The 19,730-nt window shown below is 64.6% G+C and carries 11 protein-coding genes; 6 read left to right on the top strand and 5 right to left on the bottom strand.

The window, feature by feature from the left end; all coding sequences use genetic code 11:
- Nucleotide 1 precedes the first annotated feature (1 nt).
- Nucleotides 2–2,185: a 1,4-alpha-glucan branching enzyme gene (locus tag J7367_RS10030; protein WP_057658798.1), complete on the bottom strand. Its 2,184-nt coding sequence runs from the start codon at nucleotides 2,183–2,185 to the stop codon at nucleotides 2–4.
- Nucleotides 2,186–2,203: 18 nt separating this feature from the next.
- Nucleotides 2,204–3,793 (bottom strand): glycogen synthase GlgA, encoded by a 1,590-nt coding sequence (gene glgA, locus J7367_RS10035; protein WP_057658800.1) that lies wholly within the window; start codon nucleotides 3,791–3,793, stop codon nucleotides 2,204–2,206.
- 487 nt (nucleotides 3,794–4,280) lie between these two features.
- Between glgA and J7367_RS10040 the strand changes: the two genes are divergently transcribed.
- The gene (locus tag J7367_RS10040; protein WP_057658802.1) at nucleotides 4,281–5,909 is read left to right on the top strand and encodes a GGDEF domain-containing protein; all 1,629 of its coding nucleotides are present in this window, start codon (nucleotides 4,281–4,283) and stop codon (nucleotides 5,907–5,909) included.
- Between the two features lie 80 nt (nucleotides 5,910–5,989).
- Here the strand turns inward: J7367_RS10040 and J7367_RS10045 are convergent, their stop codons facing one another.
- Nucleotides 5,990–6,931 (bottom strand): DUF808 domain-containing protein, encoded by a 942-nt coding sequence (locus J7367_RS10045; RefSeq protein WP_057658805.1) that lies wholly within the window; start codon nucleotides 6,929–6,931, stop codon nucleotides 5,990–5,992.
- A 242-nt stretch (nucleotides 6,932–7,173) separates the two neighbouring features.
- On the opposite strand from J7367_RS10045, the gene J7367_RS10050 reads away from it, so the two are divergent.
- Together J7367_RS10050 and J7367_RS10055 are read left to right on the top strand one after the other, a co-directional pair.
- The gene (locus J7367_RS10050) at nucleotides 7,174–8,892 is read left to right on the top strand and encodes an AarF/UbiB family protein (RefSeq protein WP_057658913.1); all 1,719 of its coding nucleotides are present in this window, start codon (nucleotides 7,174–7,176) and stop codon (nucleotides 8,890–8,892) included.
- 426 nt (nucleotides 8,893–9,318) lie between these two features.
- Entirely contained in the window at nucleotides 9,319–11,430 is a 2,112-nt protein-coding gene (locus J7367_RS10055) for a phosphoglycerol transferase I (protein WP_057658806.1), read from the top strand.
- Between the two features lie 96 nt (nucleotides 11,431–11,526).
- On the opposite strand, the gene J7367_RS10060 is transcribed toward J7367_RS10055, so the two are convergent.
- Entirely contained in the window at nucleotides 11,527–13,917 is a 2,391-nt protein-coding gene (locus tag J7367_RS10060) for a DUF3772 domain-containing protein (protein WP_244672287.1), read from the bottom strand.
- 351 nt (nucleotides 13,918–14,268) lie between these two features.
- Between J7367_RS10060 and J7367_RS10065 the strand changes: the two genes are divergently transcribed.
- Nucleotides 14,269–14,610 carry an HPF/RaiA family ribosome-associated protein gene (locus J7367_RS10065; protein ID WP_057658809.1) on the top strand — a complete coding sequence of 114 codons (342 nt, stop codon included), beginning with the start codon at nucleotides 14,269–14,271 and terminating at the stop codon, nucleotides 14,608–14,610.
- Nucleotides 14,611–15,719: 1,109 nt separating this feature from the next.
- A complete protein-coding gene (locus J7367_RS10070) occupies nucleotides 15,720–17,279 on the top strand; it encodes a hypothetical protein (RefSeq protein WP_057658814.1) in 1,560 nt (519 codons plus the stop codon).
- A gap of 464 nt (nucleotides 17,280–17,743) precedes the next feature.
- On the opposite strand, the gene J7367_RS10075 is transcribed toward J7367_RS10070, so the two are convergent.
- On the bottom strand, nucleotides 17,744–18,307 hold the full coding sequence (locus J7367_RS10075) for a lytic transglycosylase domain-containing protein (protein WP_057658816.1): 564 nt from the start codon (nucleotides 18,305–18,307) through the stop codon (nucleotides 17,744–17,746).
- A gap of 381 nt (nucleotides 18,308–18,688) precedes the next feature.
- Here J7367_RS10075 and xopA point away from each other — a divergent pair, with 381 nt between their 5' ends.
- A complete protein-coding gene (xopA, locus tag J7367_RS10080) occupies nucleotides 18,689–19,048 on the top strand; it encodes a XopA/Hpa1 family type III secretion system protein (RefSeq protein ID WP_057658818.1) in 360 nt (119 codons plus the stop codon).
- Nucleotides 19,049–19,730: the final 682 nt, after the last annotated feature.

The following is a 19,730-nucleotide window of genomic DNA, read 5'->3' on the forward strand; positions in this document are numbered from 1 at the left end:
GTTATTTCTCCGCTTGCAGATAGATCGTGGCCAGCGGCGGCAGGGTCAGGCGCAGACGTTGCGCATGCCCATGCATGCCCACCGGCTCGGTCGCCAAGCGACCGCTGTTGCCGAGGTTGCTGCCGCCGTAATGGGCACTGTCGGTGTTGAGGATCTCGCGCCAGAGGCCGGCACGCGGCACCCCCACGTGATAGTCGTGATGCGGTTGCGGGGTGAGGTTGCTCACTGCCAGCAACGGTGCGCCACCGTCAGGATCGTGGCGGACGAACGCCAGCACGCTGTTGCGCGCATCGTCGGCCACACTCCAGTCGAAGCCTTCAGCGCGATGGGTGCCGCGATACAGCGCCGGCGTACGACGCAGTGCGGCGTTGAGATCGCCCACCAGTTGCTGCATGCCGCGATGCCGCGCGCCGTCCAGCAGGTGCCAATCCAGCGACTGGTCGTGATTCCAGTCGGCCCACTGGCCGAACTCGGCGCCCATGAACAGCAGCTTGTCGCCCGGGTGCGCCCACATCAGCGCCAGATACGCGCGCAGGTTGGCGAAGCGGCGCCAGTCATCGCCCGGCATCTGCCCGAGCAGGCCACCGGTGCCGTGCACGACTTCATCGTGCGAGAGCGGCAACACGAAGCGTTCGTCGAAGGCGTACACCAGCCCGAAGGTGAGCTGGCTATGGTGCTGCGCACGTTCGGCCGGGTCGCGCTGCATGTAGCCCAGCGTGTCGTGCATCCAGCCCATGTTCCATTTGTGCGTGAAGCCCAGGCCGCCATCGCTGATCGCGGCAGTCACGCCCGGCCAGGCGGTCGATTCTTCGGCAATGGTGAGCACGCCGGGGAACTGCGCGGCGATTTCGCGGTTGAGCTGGCGCAGGAACGCCACCGCCTCCAGATTCTCGCGGCCGCCATGCGCGTTGGGCACCCACTCGCCTTCGGCACGGCCGTAGTCGCGATACAGCATCGAGGCCACCGCATCCACGCGCAGGCCGTCGAGGTGGTAATGCTCGATCCATTCCAGCGCGCTGCCCAGCAGGTAAGCGATCACTTCCGGCCGGCCGTAGTTGTAGATCAGCGTATTCCAGTCGCGATGCATGCCTTCGCGCGGGTCGGCATGCTCATACAGCGCGGCGCCGTCGAACTGGGCCAGCCCATGCGCGTCATCGGGAAAGTGCGCGCTGACCCAATCCAGGATTACGCCGATACCGGCGCGGTGGCAGGCATCGACGAACTGCGCAAAGCCGTCCGGGCTGCCATGGCGCGCGGTGGGCGCATACAGGCCCAGCGGCTGATAGCCCCAGGAACCGCCAAACGGGTGTTCGGTGATCGGCAGCAATTCGATATGGGTGAAGCCGAGCTGCTGCACGTAGGGAATCAACTGCTCGGCCAGGGTTGGCCAGTCCAGCGGTTGGTTGTGTCCGTCGCGACGCCAGGACGCGGCATGCACCTCGTAGATCGACAGCGGCGCCGGCACGGCGCCGGGGTCGCGGCTGGCCATCCAGGCCGCATCGGTCCAGGCGAATGTGGCGGCGCTGGGCACCACCGATGCGGTTGCCGGCGGCAATTCGGTCTGCCGCGCCACTGGGTCGGCCTTGAGCAGCACCCGCCCATCGGCCGCGGTGACGGCATATTTGTACCGGGCGCCGGCGTCCACGCGCGGCAGGAAGAGTTCCCAGAAGCCACCGATGCGCTGCCGCATCGGATGCCGCCGCACGTCCCAGCTGTTGAAGTCGCCGACCACCGCCACGCGTTGGGCATGGGGTGCCCACAGCGCGAAGCGCACGCCCGGCACGTCGCCACAGTGGACATGCTGCGCGCCCAGCGCACGGCGCAACGCCTGGCCGTCGCCGGCAGCGATCTGCAGCAACAGCGATTCGTCCAGCGTGGCCGCGAACGCGTACGGGTCTTCGACCTCCTGCACCCGGTCTGGCCACACGATGCGCAGCCGGTACGGCCCATCGACCGCCAGAGTGCCTTCGAAGACGCCATCGATGGCGCTGGCCTGCATGCGCGCGAGTAGCTTGCCGCGTGGGTCGATCAAGCCCATCGCCTCGGCGCCCGGGGCCAAGACGCGCACCTGACGGCGGCCATCGGCGAGCGGCTTCGGTCCAAGGACCGCAAAGGCATCGGCCGGCAAGCCATCGGCCAGGGCTTGCAGGGTCTGCGACATTTCCGAGATCCCTTCCGTGGTCATGCCCGCCCTGCCGTTCGCTCATGGCACCGTCGCGAGCGCGAGCGCGGGCGCGGTGGCAGCGGTGTGTTCGTAGAGCGAGAGGTATTTCTTGCCTGCCACGTCCCAACCGCTGGGGCGCAGCATGGCTGCGCGCCGCATCGCAGACAGCAGGCTGGGCAGGCGGAAGGTGCGGAAGGCGCGTTCCAGGCAGCGGCGCAGGGCTTCGACGCTGGCGTGCTGGAACAGGAAACCGGTCACGCCGTCGTCCACGGTGTCGATCAGCCCGCCGGTCGCGTGGGCGATCGGCAGGCAGCCAAAGCGCTGTGCATACATCTGGCTCAGGCCGCAGGGCTCGAAGCGCGAGGGCATCAGCAGGAAGTCGGCACCGGCGAACATCCGCCGGGCCAGGCCTTCCTCGAAGCCGATGAAGGCGCCCACCTGGCCGGGATAGCGCCTGGTCAGCTCGGCCACCTGCTGTTCGATCTCCGGCTCGCCGCCGCCGATCACCGCGATCTGGCCGCCAGCGGCCACGATTTGCGGGGCCACCTCGCAGATCAGGTCAAGGCCTTTCTGATGCACCAACCGCGACACCACCGCAAACAGCGGGCCGGTGCTCTCGCGCAGCCCGAATGCCTTGCGTACCTGCGCTGCGTTGGCCTGGCGGCCCTGCCATTGGTTCACGCTGAAGTGCGAATCCAGGTATTGGTCGGTGCGCGGGTCCCAGCTGGCGTCGATGCCGTTGACGATGCCGGTGAGCGCGCCCTTGGCGGCGCGCCCGGCCAGCAGCCGGTCCAGGCCGCAGCCCTGTGCCGGGCCGGTGATCTGCTTGGCGTAGCTGACGCTGACCGTGTTGACGTGGTCGGCATTGACGATGCCGCCGCGCAGGAACGACATCTGTCCGTAGAACTCCAACTCGGCCACCCGCTCGGCGGGGATGCCCAGCGCGGCGGCCATCGAATACGGCACCAGGCCCTGGTAGGCCAGGTTATGGATGGTCAGCAGGCACTGCGTGGTGCCGCCGGACCAGCGCACATAGCCAGCCGCCAGCGCGCAGGGCCAGTCGTTCAGATGCAGCAGGCGCGGCTTCCAGCCCAGGCCGGCATGGCCGGCCGCGATCTGCGCGGCGGCATGCGACAAGGTGGCAAAGCGAATCGCGTTGTCTTCGAACTCCGAACCGCTGGTGCTCACATAGGGCGAGCCGTCGCGCTCGAACAGTTCCTTGGACAACAGGATGTAGATCGGCAGCCCGTCCGATTGCACGATGCGGCCGATATCGCAGGCCGGCAGCGCGGCATGCGCCAACACGCGCCCCACGATCTCCACCTTGCCTGCGCGCTCGAGCACGGCACGGTAGCCGGGAATCAGCACGCGTACGTCGTAGCGGTGGCGCAGCGCGCGCGGCAGCGCGGCCGCCACGTCGCCCAACCCGCCAGCCTTGATGAAGTCCGCCATTTCCGACACCACGAACAAGGCGCCGCGCGTGTCTGCCAACGAAACCGGCAAGCGCTCGTGGTGGCGGATGAAGCGGCCACGCGCATCGCGCGGCCGCCCGCTCTTTTTCAGAGTCGGGAGCAGCGTACTGCGCTCTAAGCGTGCGGTGGTAGCGTGAAGCGGCATCATGGCAACCATCTAAACGTCCGTCGTAATGTGGGTGGAGACGGAAAAACGGCGAAGCGAAAACCGCCGTCTGCCGATTCAGCCAGACGACTTGCTACGAGTGAGGAGCGTGGGCAACGCGCGGACTCCACGTCGCCCTTGCAGAGGAATCTACACCCCGACCAAATAAAATATGCGTGAACACGTGCTGACTTTTCTGCGACAGCCCACATTCCTTTACGCACAGTTGCGCATGCCGCAAGGCATAAGCGCCACATTGCAGTGCAATGACATCCCCGTATCGGTGCGTGTGCCGTGACATGCACCGAATACGGGAACGTTCGGCCGCGCTCGCCCTCATCTGGGTAACCGGTTCATCGACGCCTCACTCCGTTGATCGCGACCGCGCTTCGCGTTTGGCCTGCAGGCCGTCGGTGCGCGCTACGGCCCGGCTTGCTCAAGCGCCCCTGCCGCGCGCCGATATCGAGCGTTAGCACAAGACCTCTCGAGACCCTGGCGCATGGCAGACCAGCCCGAACACCCAAGCCGCCCCCGTGGCGGGCTGCGCCGCCTGTTGCCCTGGGGCGGCACGGACACCGCGCGCCCTGCCGCTGCCCTGCCGACGGTGATCAATGGCGAGCGCAGCGGTCACGGCCTGGCCGCGCACCAGCTGGTGCCGGCCAAGGCGAAGTCCGGCGCACACGATCCGGCCGCTGCCACTGCATTGCTGATACGGCTGTTCTCGCATGCCGCGCATCCCGAAGCGCTGCTGCTCGCGTTCGCCGAAGGCATCGCCAGCCTGCATGGCGAGCTCGGCGACATGGGCGTGCGCCTGAGCGCGGCGTATGCGGCCGGCGATTGGCCCAGCTATGGCCGTGCCTTGCGCCAGCTCATCGACAAATACATCCGCACCATCGACATCGGCGATTCGCTGGCCGAAGGCCGCACGGAGGCCGAGCAACTGCGCGACCTGCTGCGCCACGCGCTGGGCAATGCCCTGGCCACGCTGCTGCAACGCAGCCCCGAGCTTGCCGAAGAGGCACAAACGCTGGCATCTGCACTGCGCCACTGGCGCCCGGGACACGAGCTGATCACGCTGGAACAGCGCCTGCGCGAACTCAGCCACCAGATCGGCCTGCGCGCCGAAGATGCCAGCGAACAACAGAACCTGTTATTGGGCTTGTTCGACCTATTGCTGGAGAACGTCGGCGAACTCCTCGACGATCGCAGCTGGTTGCAGGGACAGATCTCGGTGGTGCGGCAGCTGATTTCCGGGCCGCTGGACGTCAGTTCCATCGAACAGGCACGCGGCACCTTGCGCGAGGTGACCTACAAGCAGGGTCTGCTCAAGCAGGGCATCGCCGAGTCCAAGACCGCCATGCGCGAAATGATGGTGTCCTTTGTCGACCGGCTGGACGGCATGGCCACGAGCACTGGCGAATACCACGACCGCGTTGCCGGGTATTCGCAGGCGATCGGCGAGGCGCGCGGCATTCCCGACCTCAACCGGCTGCTGCAGGATCTGCTGCAGGACACCGCCGGCGTGCAGGCGCAGGCCCTGGCGGCGCGCGACGAACTGCTCGCGGCACGCCGGCAGGTGGAAGATTCCGAACAGCGCATCGCCTCGCTCGAACAGGAGCTCAAGGACGTCGCCGGCCTAGTGCGCGAAGACCAACTCACCGGCGCGCTCAACCGGCGCGGCTTCGAAGAACTGTTCCAGCGTGAGGCCGTGCGCACCCAGCGCAGTGGCCAGCCCTTGTGCGTGGCGATGCTGGACCTGGACGACTTCCGCCGCCTCAATGAGACCCATGGCCATGCCGGCGGCGACGCCGCGCTGCGCCACACCGTGGAGGTCGCCAAGGCCGTGCTGCGCACCACCGACGCCATCGCCCGCTTCGGTGGCGAGGAATTTGTCCTGCTGCTGCCGGACTCGACCATCTTCGAAGCCAGTGCGGCAGTGATCCGCCTGCAACGCGCCCTGTCGCAGCGCTCGCTGCTGCATGACGACGTGCGCGTGTTCATCAGCTTCAGCGCCGGCGTGGCGCTCCGCGGGATCGACGAGACCCAGGACGAGGTCATCCGCCGCGCCGACCGCGCCATGTACGACGCCAAGGCGGCCGGCAAGAACCGGGTGATCAACGCCGATTAGATCGGCGGCGAACCCCGGGGCGCCCGAGCAATCGCCGCGCGGCGTTTACCGTGCGGGCTTGTCTGGCGACTCGCTGCGCATCAATGCGCGGGCTTGGTCCCGCGCAGCTTCTGAAACAGCATCACCGCGCCCAGCACGACGGCACCGGCGACCACGCCAACCAGCATGTTGCCCAGCGCTTCGACCAGCCAGCCCATGCCGCCGGCCGACTTGGCCAGATCCACCACCAGATGATGCAGCGCCGGGATGTTGTGCACCAGGATGCCGCCGCCGACCAGGAACATCGCCAGCGTGCCGGCCACCGACAGGAACTTCATCAACCACGGTGCCGCCACCAGGATGCCGCGACCCAGGGCCGCCAGCGCGGCGCCCTTCTTGGTCAGGTACAGGCCCAGGTCGTCCAGCTTCACGATCGCGGCGACCACGCCGTAGACGCCGATGGTCATCGCCAGCGCAATGGCCACCAGCACCGCCACCTGCTGCCCGAAGGACACCTCCGAGACCACGCCCAGCGAGAGCACGATGATCTCGGCCGAGAGGATGAAATCGGTGCGGATCGCGCCCTTCACCTTGTCCTTTTCCAACGCCACCACGTCCACGTTCTGGTCGGCCAGCGCGCGGGTGCGTTCGGCATGCCGCTGCGCTTCCTGCTCATCGTTGTGCAGAAACTTGTGCGCCAGCTTTTCCACGCCCTCGAAGCACAGGTAGGCGCCACCGATCATCATCAGCGGCATCACCAACGGGACGTTGTAGCCGCGCCCGCGCAGCCACGCTTCCAGCGCGCTGATCGCCAACGCCGCCGGCACCAGGATCATCTTGTTGACCAGCGAGCCCTTGGCCACCGCCCACACCACCGGCAATTCGCGGTCGGCCGTGACGCCGGTGACCTGCTGCGCATTGAGCGCCAGATCGTCGCCCAACACGCCTGCGGTCTTCTTGGCCGCAACCTTGGTCAGGATGGAAACGTCGTCCAGCAGCGTGGCGATGTCGTCGAGCAGGGTGAACAGGCTGGCACCGGCCATGCGGAGGTCCTTCTAGGGTGGTCGCAAATTCTCGCCGATCCCGCACCCGCGTGGGGTGATGAGCGGCCATTGCGCGGTCGTTGCACGCTGTTGGCGGAGCGATGCAGGCACCGCAGCGCCTGCGCTTGCGGCCGTTCGTACTCGCCTTGGGCAGGTTTGCCTGCGGTGCGCGGGAGCGCGCGGATTCACTACGCGACGACCCGTCGCTGGCCACACTCGCCGCCTGCATGACGCCCTCGGAGATGGCCTTGAGTCAGAACGACCCGTACCGCGCCCCGGCCACAAGCCCGGCAGATCATGCCGTGGTTGGCGGCATGAGCCGGCGCACGCAGATCCTGCGCTTGTTGTTGCGCTATCGCGGCTCGGGCGTGTTCGCTGGCATGAACCTGGACCCGGCGGCCATCAACGAATACGAAGTGCCCGCAGAAGGCACCCCGGACCAGTTCGTCTCAGACCTGGAATCGCTCGGGCCCACCTTCGTCAAACTGGGCCAGATGCTGTCGACCCGGCCGGACATCGTGCCGCCGGAATTTGCCACCGCGCTGGAGCGCATGCAGGAGAACACCAGCTCGGTGCCGGTGGAGCGCATCCGCCAGATCATCGAAGAAGAGCTCGGGGTCTCGGTCAACAAGGCGTTCTCGTTCTTCGACCCGGTCCCGTTGGGCTGCGCCTCGCTGGCGCAGGTGCACCGCGCTGCGCTGCGCGATGGCACGCCAGTGGCGATCAAGGTGCAGAAACCCGAAGTGGCCGCGCAGGTGCGTTCGGATCTGGACGTGCTCAAGAGCTTCGCCACCGCCGCCGACCGCCTGACCGGCATCGGCCGGCGCGTGCGCTTTGCCGACTGGCTGGGCGAATTCGGCAAGACCCTGCGCGCCGAGCTCAACTACGAAGACGAAGCCGAAACCCTGGCGCGCTTCGGCAAGCACCTCAAGCCGTTCCCCTTGCTGTGGGTGCCGCAGCCGGTGTGGGACCTGAGCAGCCGCAAGGTGCTGACGATGCAGCTGGCCGAAGGCGTGCGCGTGGACAAGATCTCCGGCCTGCGTCGCACCGAACAGCCGATGGACGACCTGGCCGCGGAACTGGTCAAAGGGTATCTGGACCAGATGTTCGTGCATGGCGAAATCCATGCCGACCCGCATCCGGGTAATTTGCGCGTACTGCAGGACGGGCGCCTGGCCATCTTCGACCTGGGCATGGTGGCGCATGTGCCGCCGCGCCTGCGCGAGCGCCTGCTCAAGTTGCTGTTTGCCGCAGTCGATGGGCGCGGCGAGGAAGTGGCCGAAGAGACCATTGCGCTGAGCACGCGGCTGGAGGATTACGACGAGGAGCGCTACCAGCGCGAAACCGGGCAGATGATCGCGCGCTACGCAGCGCACGATGCCACCTCCGAAGGCCGGGTGGTGCTGGATCTGGTGCGCATCGCCACCTCGACCGGCCTGCGGACGCCGCCGGAATTGAGCCTGCTCGGCAAGACCTTGCTGAATCTGGAAGGCGTGTGCCGCGCGTTGTCGCCCACCCTGGATACGCGTCGCATCGTCGAGCGCCATCTGCAGCACGTCATGCGCGCGCGCCTGAAGAAGTCCCTGTCCGCCGCCAACCTGGCCAGCGAGGCGATGGAACTGCAGCACCTGGTGCGCGAAGGACCGCGCCGCATGTCCGAGATCCTGTCGCTGGCTGCGGAAAACCGCCTGCAGATGCGCGTCACCGGGCTGGAAGAATCGCACCTGATGGAAAGCCTGCAGAAGATCGCCAACCGCGTTGCGGCGGGCATCGTCACCGCCGCGCTGATCATGGCGTCGGCGCAGATGATGCGCATCGAAACCGGCCTGAAGCTGTGGGGGTATCCGGCCATTGCGATGGTGCTGTTCCTGCTCGGGGTGGTACTGGGCCTGGGCATTGTGGTCAGTGCGCTGCTGTTCGACCGCCGCGTGCGCGCGCGCGAAGAGCGCGGGCACCGCTAGTCGTCAGCACGGGCTGCAGCAAGTGGGCGCCTTGGTGCCCCGCAGTCAGGTGCTTGTGACCATCGCGCGTTGCATCGTGCTCGGTGTAACTGACTGCAAGCGTCCTGCGCGCACCATGGCTTGCGCACATCTTCTCGCTGAGAGTGGCAACGCCGCAGCGAGCACAACCACTATCGCGCATGGGCGCACTGCATCTCGGCGCCACCTGCGTTTCAGCAGCGCCGTGCGGCTTGGTGCGCGGAGATGCGTAACCGCTGTCCGGCGATGCGGGGTCAGAGGTCGCCGGGTCTTGGCCACAACAAACATTTCAGTCAGCTTGGGCGCGGCATAGTCCGTCATCCGGGTGTCACATGGCAGGTGGCGCACAGGACATGGCGAGCAAGGCGTCCGGTACGCGCTCGCATCATTCCCCCACGGACGCTGCGCATGCATTGGATGTTGTTGGTTTCGTTGTTGCTCTTGCTGTGGCTGTTGGTCGCCTCTCCGCGTCTGGCATGGCTCAAGGCTGGCCTGTTGTCGCTCTTTCTGCTGCTGCTGCTCAGCGCCTGGGGATTGGTCGACAGGCTCAGTGGCGACGGCATCAATGCAGCCACGCTGTATCACCTGCGCGCCGACATGGACGGCGCTGGCGTCAGCGATTTTTCCGGCTATATCGCGGTTTTCGTCGGCATGCTGTTGCTCTCGCTGAGCCCGCTGTTGCTGGTGCGGGTACGACGCTTCCAGCATCCGCGTGGTGGCGGCGCCGTGTTCGCAGGCTTCGTGGGCATGTTGCTGGTCGGCATCGCCGCAAGCCCGCTGTATCGCGATGGCAAGCGCCTGTACTACCAGCTGCGCCCGGTCGATTACGCCACCGTGGTGCCGGAATACCAGGTGCCGCAGCAACCGTTGCAGAAGCGCAAGAACATCGTCTGGATCTATGGCGAAAGCCTGGAGCGCACCTACTTCGACGAACAGGTGTTTCCGGGCCTGATGCCCAACTTGCGCGCGCTTGCGACCGAAGCGGTGGACGTGCGCAATCTCGCCTCCACCGAAGGCAGCGGCTGGACCATCGCCGGCATGGTCGCCTCGATGTGCGGCGTGCCGCTCACCACCGCGCCGGGCGATGAAAACAGCATGGACCGCATGGGCATGTTCCTGCCCGAAGCGCGCTGCCTGGGCGATTACCTCAAGGACCAGGGCTACCGCAACCATTACGTGGGCGGCGCCGATGCCAGCTTCGCGGGCAAGGGGCGTTTCCTGTCCAGCCACGGCTTCGACGTGGTGCATGACGTGCACCATTTCCACGACAAGGGCGTCGCGCAGAAGCACTTTTCCGCATGGGGCGTGCACGACGACGTGTTGCTGGACGATGCGTGGGACAGCTTCCAGACGCTGTCGCGCGCCGGCCAACCCTTCATGCTGACTACGCTGACCATGGACACGCACCACCCGGCCGGCCACCTGCCGTTGGCATGCAAGGGTCAGCACTACGACAGCGCACTGGGCGATATCGGCCTGCTGCACGCCATCAAGTGCAGCGACCGTTTGATCGGCGAGCTGGTCGCACGCATCCGCAACAGCCGCTATGGCAAGAACACCATCATCGTCATCGCCTCGGATCATCTGGCGATGCCCAACGATTTGAGCGACGTATTGGCCAAGCACAAGCGCGAGAACCTGCTGCTATTCCTGGGCAAGGACATCGCGCCACAACAGGTCGTCACGCGCGCGGACAGCACGCTCGATTCGGGCGCAACGCTGCTGCAGTTGCTGGAACCGGGCATGCGCACGCTGGGCTTTGGCCGCTCGCTGCTGGCCAGCGATGCCCCGCCCAGCGCCAGCGTTGCCGCCAGCCGCGACAGCGGCAAGGACTATCCGCGCTATCTGGCCTACGCGCGCACGCTGTGGACCGGGCGCAGTACGCGCATGCTGCGCATCAATGGCAATGGCGATGTGGTGGTCGGCGTGCAACAGGTGCGCCCACCGGTACTGCTGGAATACGACAAGGACACCAACCTGAAAACGGTGTACCTGGAAAACACCTCGCGTCAGTTCGACCGCACGCATTCCAAGGGCACGCTGGCCTATGTGGATCGCTGCACGGCGTTCGAAGACGGCTCGGCCGATGGCGACTGGTGCGCACTGGTGGTGGACCGCCACCAGAGCATGAAGCTGTATCGCGACCCGGACCTCACCCGCGGCATCGCCGTCGACGCGCCGCTGGAGGCCACCCAGCAGGGCCCGCGTCCACGCGTACGCCAGCCCATCATGCTCACCCAGGAAGCGCGCAAGACCGATGCAGGCCGCTACATGCTCGAGCTCTACGCCAAGCGCCGGCCCACGCGCGCGTTATGGGTGGAAGCGGTGTCCTCCGAACGTAAGGTCGTGCTGGCACAGCAATGGGTGGTGCCCGACGCCGCCGGGCGCATCCGCATGCCGGTGGGCCTGGAACATGCGGTGGAAGACCTGGAAATCCGCGCCTGGCTGGACTACACCGAAGACGTCAGCGTAGACGATCTGGCCTTGGTCAAGGACATCCCGGTGGCGGATCGCTCCTGATGCGCCGAGATGCATCCAGCGATAGTCAGGCATGGCTGCGCAATCAGCGCAAGCCGACCGACTCACCGCTGCGCAGCCCTCGCAGCCCTCGCCAGCTCAGTCATCCGACGCAGCCGCACCGTCTCCCGTCTCGCGCGCCACGGCTGCACCTGCACGACTGAAGCGGATCTCCTGCGGCGACTGCAATGCAATGCCCACCGTCGCCATGCGCTGCAGCAGCGCGAAGAACAACTGGCTGCGCACGCCATAGGAATCGCGCGGGCTGCTCACGTAGGCGAACGAATTGAAATTGACGTGCCCGCCGGCCAGCGAATCGATGAACACCGATGGCGCCGGTTCGGCCAGCACCTTCTCGTGCTCGGCAAACAAGGCCAGCAACATGTCGCGCACCTTGGCCACGTCGGTTTCCAGCGGCACCGAGAACTGCAACTGCACACGGCCCATCGGATTGGACAGCGTCATGTTGCGCACGCTCTTGGTGATCAACTCCGAATTGGGCACGATCAACGTGGAGCGGTCGCCCACCTGGATTTCGGTCGCACGCACGCTGATCTTGCGCACGTCGCCTTCCTGATCGCCGATACGCACCCAGTCGCCGATCTTCACCGGCCGCTCGGCCAGCAAGATCAATCCCGACACGAAGTTCTGCGTAATCGCCTGCAGACCAAAACCGATACCCACCGACAGTGCGCTCAATACCAGCGCCAATCGCTTCAAATCCAGACCCAGCGCCGTGAGCCCCCACACCGCCACGATCAACCAACCCAGATAACGCGCCACCGTGCTGATCGAATTTCGCGCTCCCGCATCCAGTTCGGTCTTGGGCAGATACGTGTTGAGCAGCCACTTCTGCACGATATGGACTAGGCCCATGCCGAGCAGGAACACGCATAGCGCCCTGGCCACGTCGCCGGGCGTGATGACAAGTTCCTTGCCAATCGCAATCCCGTGCGAAACGTTTTCCAACCAGCCGGTCACTGCGGCGAGGTTGGCGCCGTACGGTGTCACCAGCGCGGCAATACCCAGCAGCACCAGCAGCACGCGTACTGCCGCAGAGATCAATAATCCCACCTGCACCAACCGCCCGCTACCGACATTCAGTGCATGCGACAGCGCACGGCTGAAACGGCTCTCCGGCTTGAACACCCAGGTCGTCAGGTCGTCGGCAAACATCACCAGTAGCGCGAGCACGCTGCACACCAGGGTGATCCAGATGATCTGCTGCTCGACGAACAGTGCCAGATTGATGTAGCCGAACAGGGCCGCCACCAACGCGAAGATCACTGCCAGATGGCCCAGCAGACGGATCAGCACGATGTAACCGCCGCCACGCGACACCACCGGCGGCGGTGCGCTGCTGTCCGCATCGGCCGCACCCACGTTTGCGGCATGCGCGCGCAACGACAGGGTCAGGCCAGCCAGTGCCGACAGAATCAATCCCGCATACAACAGCGCCGCAACCGCATCGGTAGCGATCGTCAATGCGCCGCTGCTGCGCGCCACGTCGTTGATTCTGATCGCCATACCGCTGAACCAGCTCACCGCGGCCGTGGCAAGACAATGCACGCGCAAACGATCGACGGTTGCATCGTCCAACGGGAACAGACGCCAGGTGGGCTGGTGCTTCATCAACAGGCTGGCGCTGAGCGAACCGACGAAGGCCGACACGCAACTGATCACTACAAATGCACTCAGCAGCTGCTCCAGATCCGTCGGCAGCTCACTCAGTGCGCGGACGCTCTCGGCCAATGCCCATGCCGCCATGCCCAGCGTCAGGGTGCCGACCAACAAAAACCACAGTGCAAGGCCGGAGCGCCGCAAGCGGCCACCGGGCGCACGCGAGGCCGCATACCGCCGCCCCAGATGACGCAGGAAGATGCGCAACGGAAATGCCAGCATCAATACCGCCAGCGTCCCGATCACCAGACCGGCGATACCGTTGGTCGCCGTGCCGGTGCGCACCGCCTGTACGGCCTTGTCGGAAAGCGCCTGCAGGCGCGTGCGGTCGTCGGGCCATTCCTGCGCGATCTCATTCCACAACGCGGGCGACAGCGGCGAGGCAGCGCGCGCGGAGAGTTTCTCGCTGAAGCGCTGGGCGCGCTCGCCTTCGAGCCGGTCGGCGAGATCCTTGGCATCCAGTGCCAGCAGGTTCGCCCGCTTGAGCTCGGCATCCAGCCCGTTGCGCTCGCGCGTGAGCGCGCGGCGTTGGTCGCGTAGATCTGGTGGGTCGGTCTTCTGCTCTTCGCCAAGGCCGGCCAGCCGGACGGACAGCTCCTTCAACGGAGGCTCCAGCGAGCGCGCCAGATCCTGGGCCTGGCGCTGCGTGCCGGTGACATCGTCAGCCAGCTTGCGCAACTGGTCGGTGTCGGATTTTTCCATCCCCGCTTCGGCTTGGGTCAGCACTTTTTGCATGCTGTCCAGTTGGGTCTGCGCGGTCTCCAGCACCGTGTCCTCGTCCTGGGCCACAGCCGCGCCAATACAAACCATCCACAGCGCGGCCAGGAACAATAGACGCCGCAACAAGCCCTGGCGGGCACCACAGGTAAATCGGAATTCGGACACAGGCAGGCATCGAACAGGCGCGGGCAACCGCGGGTGCCGGCATCTTAAGGCACCGCCCTCGATCGAGCCGATCGCTGGCGCCGGTGGTTCAGCCGCGGCAGGTCCGCGACCGCGAACCGATCGGACGATCTCCCCGCACCGCGACGATGGCGGCAAAGGACCCTGCTAGCGCATGAATGGGCATGCCGCGTTGTCACTTTGCGACAACACGCCGCTGACGCAGAATCAAGCCACCGCTGCGGCAGACGCAGCGGATGACCGCGAAGGAGATCCTCTATGCAGATTCAGATCCAGACCGACAAGCACGTGCCGCACGATCCGTCTGTTGTGGCGCATGTCGAAAAGACCTGCACCGCCCAGCTGGCGCATTTCGCCAGCGACATCACCCGTGTGGAAGTGCATTTGCGTGATGAGAACGGCCAGCGCGGCGGCGCGGGGGATCGAACCTGCAGCATCGAAGCACACGTCGCCGGCCTGCCGCCGATTGCGGCCACCAACAGCGCCGAAACGACGGCCTCTGCCGTGACCGGAGCTGCGCGCAAGCTGCGCACTGCCATCGAACATGCACGCGGCAAGCAGCACTCCAAGGCCACCGCCGCGCCGCCGGACATGCTCTGATCTGGAGGTTGGCTTATTACCTGAGCTGCTGCCAACCGTTGCAGCATTGGCATCGCGGCACGCCACCTAGCGATGCGCGAAGCGCTCCTCAAAACGCTGTGACCCTTGAACGGCATTCGGCCCGTCGCACTCACCCTGCGGCGGGCCGACTGCTTTGAATCTACTGGCGCTTGCGAAACGTCAGCCCCTCGGATGCGGGTCACCTCAAGGTGCGTCAACCGCATTTGCAACTTTCCAAAAAAAGCCAACTGCTGCCCCTTTATTCCGTGATCCCAGCAAGGCATCGCTCGACAGCAGCCTAGCCACGGACCGACGCATTCACTCGATTCACCGCACTCAATCAGGCTCGACCCGGTCCGCAGGATTAGGCAGGAGGTACCTTGCTTGCGAGTAAGGATATGGGCAGCAAGCAGATAGATCGCAGCGGTGGTAGGAAAACGCGGCCAAGGCAGCTGCCTGGCACCTTGGTGCGGTTGCACCTTGTTGGCTTCGCGGACTTGGTGCTCGGAGATGCTGTCGCCTGCTCTACGGCCACACCACGCGCCCTGGGCGATCGCTCACGCAATCTACCCCCACCGTTGCGGCATCGCTCTGTACGTGCACCAATGTCTACTACAACCCATGTCGCAGCGCTGCCGGTACGCGCGCACCCGTCTTTGCCCGCGCAAAGACCGCCGCAGCAGAAAACATAATTGACCCGCACGTACGAATTGATTGTTCGGATCCGGAATGATCGCTTCGCCAAGCACGCGTCGAGATTCCGTGGATTTATGCGAATTTTAAGTTAGCCGGAAACGATGACACATACCGCGCAGGGTTGCCGTGGATAGCAGGAACGCCTTGGCGCTGCGAGTGCGAGCGAAGAAGTCACGCTCCAGTTGCACGGGCAGCTGAGCGCAGCATATGCACCATGCCGGGTCGGCGTGCCACACATCACGCTTGATTCTCCGGTCGACGCGTCCGACTGCCAAGGGCGATCCCGACGCTGCAATCACGACGCTCGCCACCACGCCCGTCTTGCTGCGGGACCCATCGTCCGGCGCCATCGATCAATCACCCTGCACGCCTGGACGAAGCGTGCCGATACCCCATCAATGCGAGGACATGCCGTGATGAAGATCCCTTCAGCCAGTACCTCCCAGCAATCGCAAGCGACAAGTGGCGACGTCGTGATCGAGATGCCGGCACAACGAGGCAGCGATACATCGACGCACGAGATCGGGTCTCCTCTCTCCGGCCTGCCGTCCAGACCTTCGGCACGACGCAATAGCACGGGAAGCGACAGCGGGTATGAAACCGCCAGCGACGCAGACCTACCGTCCCAAGGCAGTCCGCAGCTGCATGCTTCGCTGCGTAGGGAACAGAGCGGTAGCGAGCGATTCTATGACGCTGAAGACTCTTTCGAACCATCAGCCCCGCCGTCGCTTGGCACCGAATACGCTGCACAACACGGTTCCCAAGCGCAGGCATCCACCTCGGCGACGGCCGCTGCGCGCTTGGGCACGCTGGCTGCGTCAGTCGGGGCAGGTGCAACACATGGAGTCACGACCCTCCTTGGACCCACCGCGACAGCGGTCGCCGCTGCGGCGCGCGGTGTCCTGCCGATCAGCTTCGACAAACAATACCTGGGCGCTGCGCTGGGACATCTCGTGCACCAGACCACCTCCGTGGGCCCGACCACGTTCGTGCGCGAGTTGATCGGCGAAGCGCTGTTTGCCGCGTTTCGCCAGCTCCCACCCGAAGCGGTCGTCGCCATGCAGGCAGTGTCGGGCACGCTGCATCTGGCGCTGCATACGCTGCGGCGCAACCGCGAGAACCGCAACCCCGACGCCGCCGCCCGAGGCTTTCACAACCTTAATCTTGAACAGTGGGAAGCGCTGTCCGAAGACGAACGTCATCACAAGAGAAGCGAGCAGCAACATTATTCGGATCTGGTCACCCGGCTCGCGCTGGCCGGCATCTTGAGCAATATCGCCATCGGCGCTGCGGGCAAGGCTTCTGGCCGACCTGAGATGGCGGCCAGACTGCTGGCCAGTGGGCTCAAGGTCGCCCCTTATGCGGCGGCCCGTGACGCCATCCAGGCGACATTCCGCATGGTGGGAATGCGGGCACCAACCAACGGTGGCGTCAGCGATCCCCACGTCACCAGTGCAGGCAGGTTTTACGGCATGGCCAACGTCCTGACCAACCTGGCATCCAATGAGCTGGAGGCACCAGACTTTGCATCGGCCAGGCAGCGCTGGGCAGGACTGATGTCGCCCTTCAACATGGGAAAGGCGACCAGGGTCGTCTTTCAGCAAGCGGCGGTGAACGCGGCCTTGAATGTCGGTCTGGAGACAGCCGACTGGCTCAATGTCACCCAACACGAAGCAGACGAAGCCGGGACGCAGCAGATCTGGGAACCAAGCTGGAAGGCCAAGCGCGAAGACTATGAGCGGGTCATGGATCATTCTGTGGCGCGCACGGCCGCCATCAATTCCAACATCGCATTTGGTACAGCAGTCAACATGATTGGCCACTGGCTCGGTTTGTCGCCGGCACGCAGCGCATTGCTCTCCAATACGTTGGCGGGCATGGCCGCCGGCATGCAGTACAAGGTCATTGCCGGCACCTGGCAGGCTGCAGCGGCAGTTCGCGAAGCCGAGGCCGCTCGCATGCGAACTGAGTGAGCGCGACCGTGCGTCGCGCCGGCTATCGCGCAGCCATCGGCGAGTGCAAGCACATGGTGGTCGCACACGCACTGACGGCTTACCCGCAGTGCGTGTGCGACAGCTGTTGGCGGCTCCATGCGCAGCCTCCAGCAAGTGCTAAAAACCGACCGGCAGCGGCGTACAGCGGGAATCGATCGAGAGCTAGGCTGCGCATGCCAATTCTCAGCTCAGGTCTCGGCTAGCTGGTCTTTGCACAGCGGGTATCCAGCCGCGCTACGCACATTGTCGACACATGATGACGGATGCTGCTATGGCGATGATCATTTCAGTCACCGTATGCGCAGTAACTAAAACATACGCGCTATTGTCCGCAGATAATTCCGTCGCGGCGCTCCGTCGCTTTGTACAGTCCTACGCCATCCCACCAGGGAATTCCTGCGCAAATCCGGCTACACCTACGCCCTCCTGCAGTGGCGCACGCGCTATTCATCAATCACGCCGCGACTTAGCAGAATCGAATGGATGGCATGCGCATACTTATCGCGCTCACCTGGGGTTTCGGAATGGTAGGCCCCTACCGCGGCCCAGGTGTTTCCGTACTTGTTGGTCATTTCGCGCAAGCGCCATGCCGCGACATACACACTGATGCACGGATGCATCAACGCATCCCTGGAGATTCCATAGCTGGATAATCGCCGCAGGTGGATGGAGTTGATCTGCATCTTTCCATAATCCACCGTGCCGTTGTTGTTGCGATGGATCGCGTCGGCACGACCGCGCGATTCCTGCCAGGCAATGGCACGCAGCACCCAAGGGTTCACGTGCTGATATCCGGCAGCCTCTTCAAAGCAATCCGCGCGTGCGAACGGCGATGCGCACGCCAATACCGCTGCAAATAGAACGCGCTGTGGCCCGGCGCCTGCTCGACGACCACATCCGGACCTTCTCGCGCGCATGTGTCGCTTTGGTAAAGGCCCGGACGCGGACTCAAACTGGAAATTGGATACTTTATCGACATGCCGGTAGACGATCGTTGAACCGATCATTTGTCGTTACCTCGATTTCGGTTGAATACAGGTCTCCAGGTGAGTAGAGCGCCGGCATACAACGACCCACGGCGCTCGACGGCGGCAACATAACGCCACCTGTACATGATTTACTCGAAACCGACGAAACACTTAACATGCAAGCGAAAAAACGCCAACTGACGACGACTTCTGGATTTGCGCTCGCTGCGAAATCATTTTGTCGTTTATTTCCTTCGCACGCACAAGCGCAATTTCGCAAACTCTCTGGCGACGATCGATTGCCGCTTCTACTGTTCCGTCGGGGCGTAAAACACGCCCGGCAACGGCCGTTGCGCAAGCATGGCCGTTGAGCGAAACCAAACCCCAGTTAATCAGAGAGGAATCGTCATGGTTAATTCTTTGAACCCAGCGGCGCAGACCGGCTTCAACTCGTCCTTCTTCCAGGTTGGCTCGAACCAGGGCCCGCAATCTTATTGGAGCCGGGGCAACCAAACCAATCAGTGCAACCAGGGCATCTCGGAAAAGCAGCTCGACCAGTTGCTGACACAGCTCATTATTGCCCTGCTGCAGCAGAGCAATAATGCCCAGCAAGCTGGGCAGTCCAATGGCTCCCCGTCGCAGTACACGCAGATGCTGATGAATATCGTCGGAGACATTCTGCAGGCACGGAATGGTGGTGGCTTCGGCGGCGGGGCCGGCGGTGACTTTGGTGGCGGCCTCGGCGTCAGCCTTGCGAGCGACACCGGATCGATGCAGTAACGAACTGTTGGTCGCCCCTACCGGCCACGACCTGCAGGCTGCCGCCTCATGCGTCAGCCTGCAGGCACCAATCTTGCTGTAACCGCGAGCCTTCGCCACCCACATCGGCACGCGCTTGTCTCTTTTGCGCCGCAAGTGCCTGACATACGGCCATCGGCATGCGAGCAGGGCCGTTCCGGCTTCAACGCGGCACGCGATCACCAGATTCTTGTTCCAGACACGCCTTCTCCAGTGGGCTTTCGCTGCTGGCGTGACGTTGGTTGAACGTTCAATCGCACGCCATCGTCGCTCGACTAGAGCCTCCATACCTTCGCACCGGCCATGCACACTGCTGCCGGCCCAGGCATGTCGCTGCAATCGGGCGCAATCGCTGCCAGTCAAGAGCGTAGACGCCGCTCTGCCCTCGTGCCGTCTAGCGCAGATGCCGAGCTGACTGGCAGGATCTTGTCTTGCGCAGGCGAGAAGCCTGCCAGGTGATCGCCCAGGCAGGCTTGGGCATCGCATCAGAACCAACATGTGCGAGTGACACATGCTGATTCCAGGCAACACCGATGCCCATCCAGGTGGCGGTCTCAGGCGCCCTGGGTCGATACCCATCCGCACCAATCACTTGGCCCGCCTGATGATCCCTCAAACAATTCCTGCAGGATTCGGCCGATGGCATGCGCCCAATGTCAGGCCA

The organism is Xanthomonas sp. D-36-1, from assembly GCF_017746155.1.
GTDB lineage: Bacteria > Pseudomonadota > Gammaproteobacteria > Xanthomonadales > Xanthomonadaceae > Xanthomonas > Xanthomonas cissicola.

Coding starts and splice junctions, on each gene's coding strand:
- J7367_RS10050 (WP_057658913.1), top strand. CDS start 7,174: ATGGCCTTGAGTCAGAACGACCCGTACCGCGCCCCGGCCACAAGCCCG.
- J7367_RS10060 (WP_244672287.1), bottom strand. CDS start 13,917: ATGGTTTGTATTGGCGCGGCTGTGGCCCAGGACGAGGACACGGTGCTG.
- J7367_RS10045 (WP_057658805.1), bottom strand. CDS start 6,931: ATGGCCGGTGCCAGCCTGTTCACCCTGCTCGACGACATCGCCACGCTG.
- J7367_RS10055 (WP_057658806.1), top strand. CDS start 9,319: ATGCATTGGATGTTGTTGGTTTCGTTGTTGCTCTTGCTGTGGCTGTTG.
- J7367_RS10030 (WP_057658798.1), bottom strand. CDS start 2,185: ATGACCACGGAAGGGATCTCGGAAATGTCGCAGACCCTGCAAGCCCTG.
- glgA (WP_057658800.1), bottom strand. CDS start 3,793: ATGGTTGCCATGATGCCGCTTCACGCTACCACCGCACGCTTAGAGCGC.
- J7367_RS10075 (WP_057658816.1), bottom strand. CDS start 18,307: ATGATCGGTTCAACGATCGTCTACCGGCATGTCGATAAAGTATCCAAT.
- J7367_RS10065 (WP_057658809.1), top strand. CDS start 14,269: ATGCAGATTCAGATCCAGACCGACAAGCACGTGCCGCACGATCCGTCT.
- J7367_RS10040 (WP_057658802.1), top strand. CDS start 4,281: ATGGCAGACCAGCCCGAACACCCAAGCCGCCCCCGTGGCGGGCTGCGC.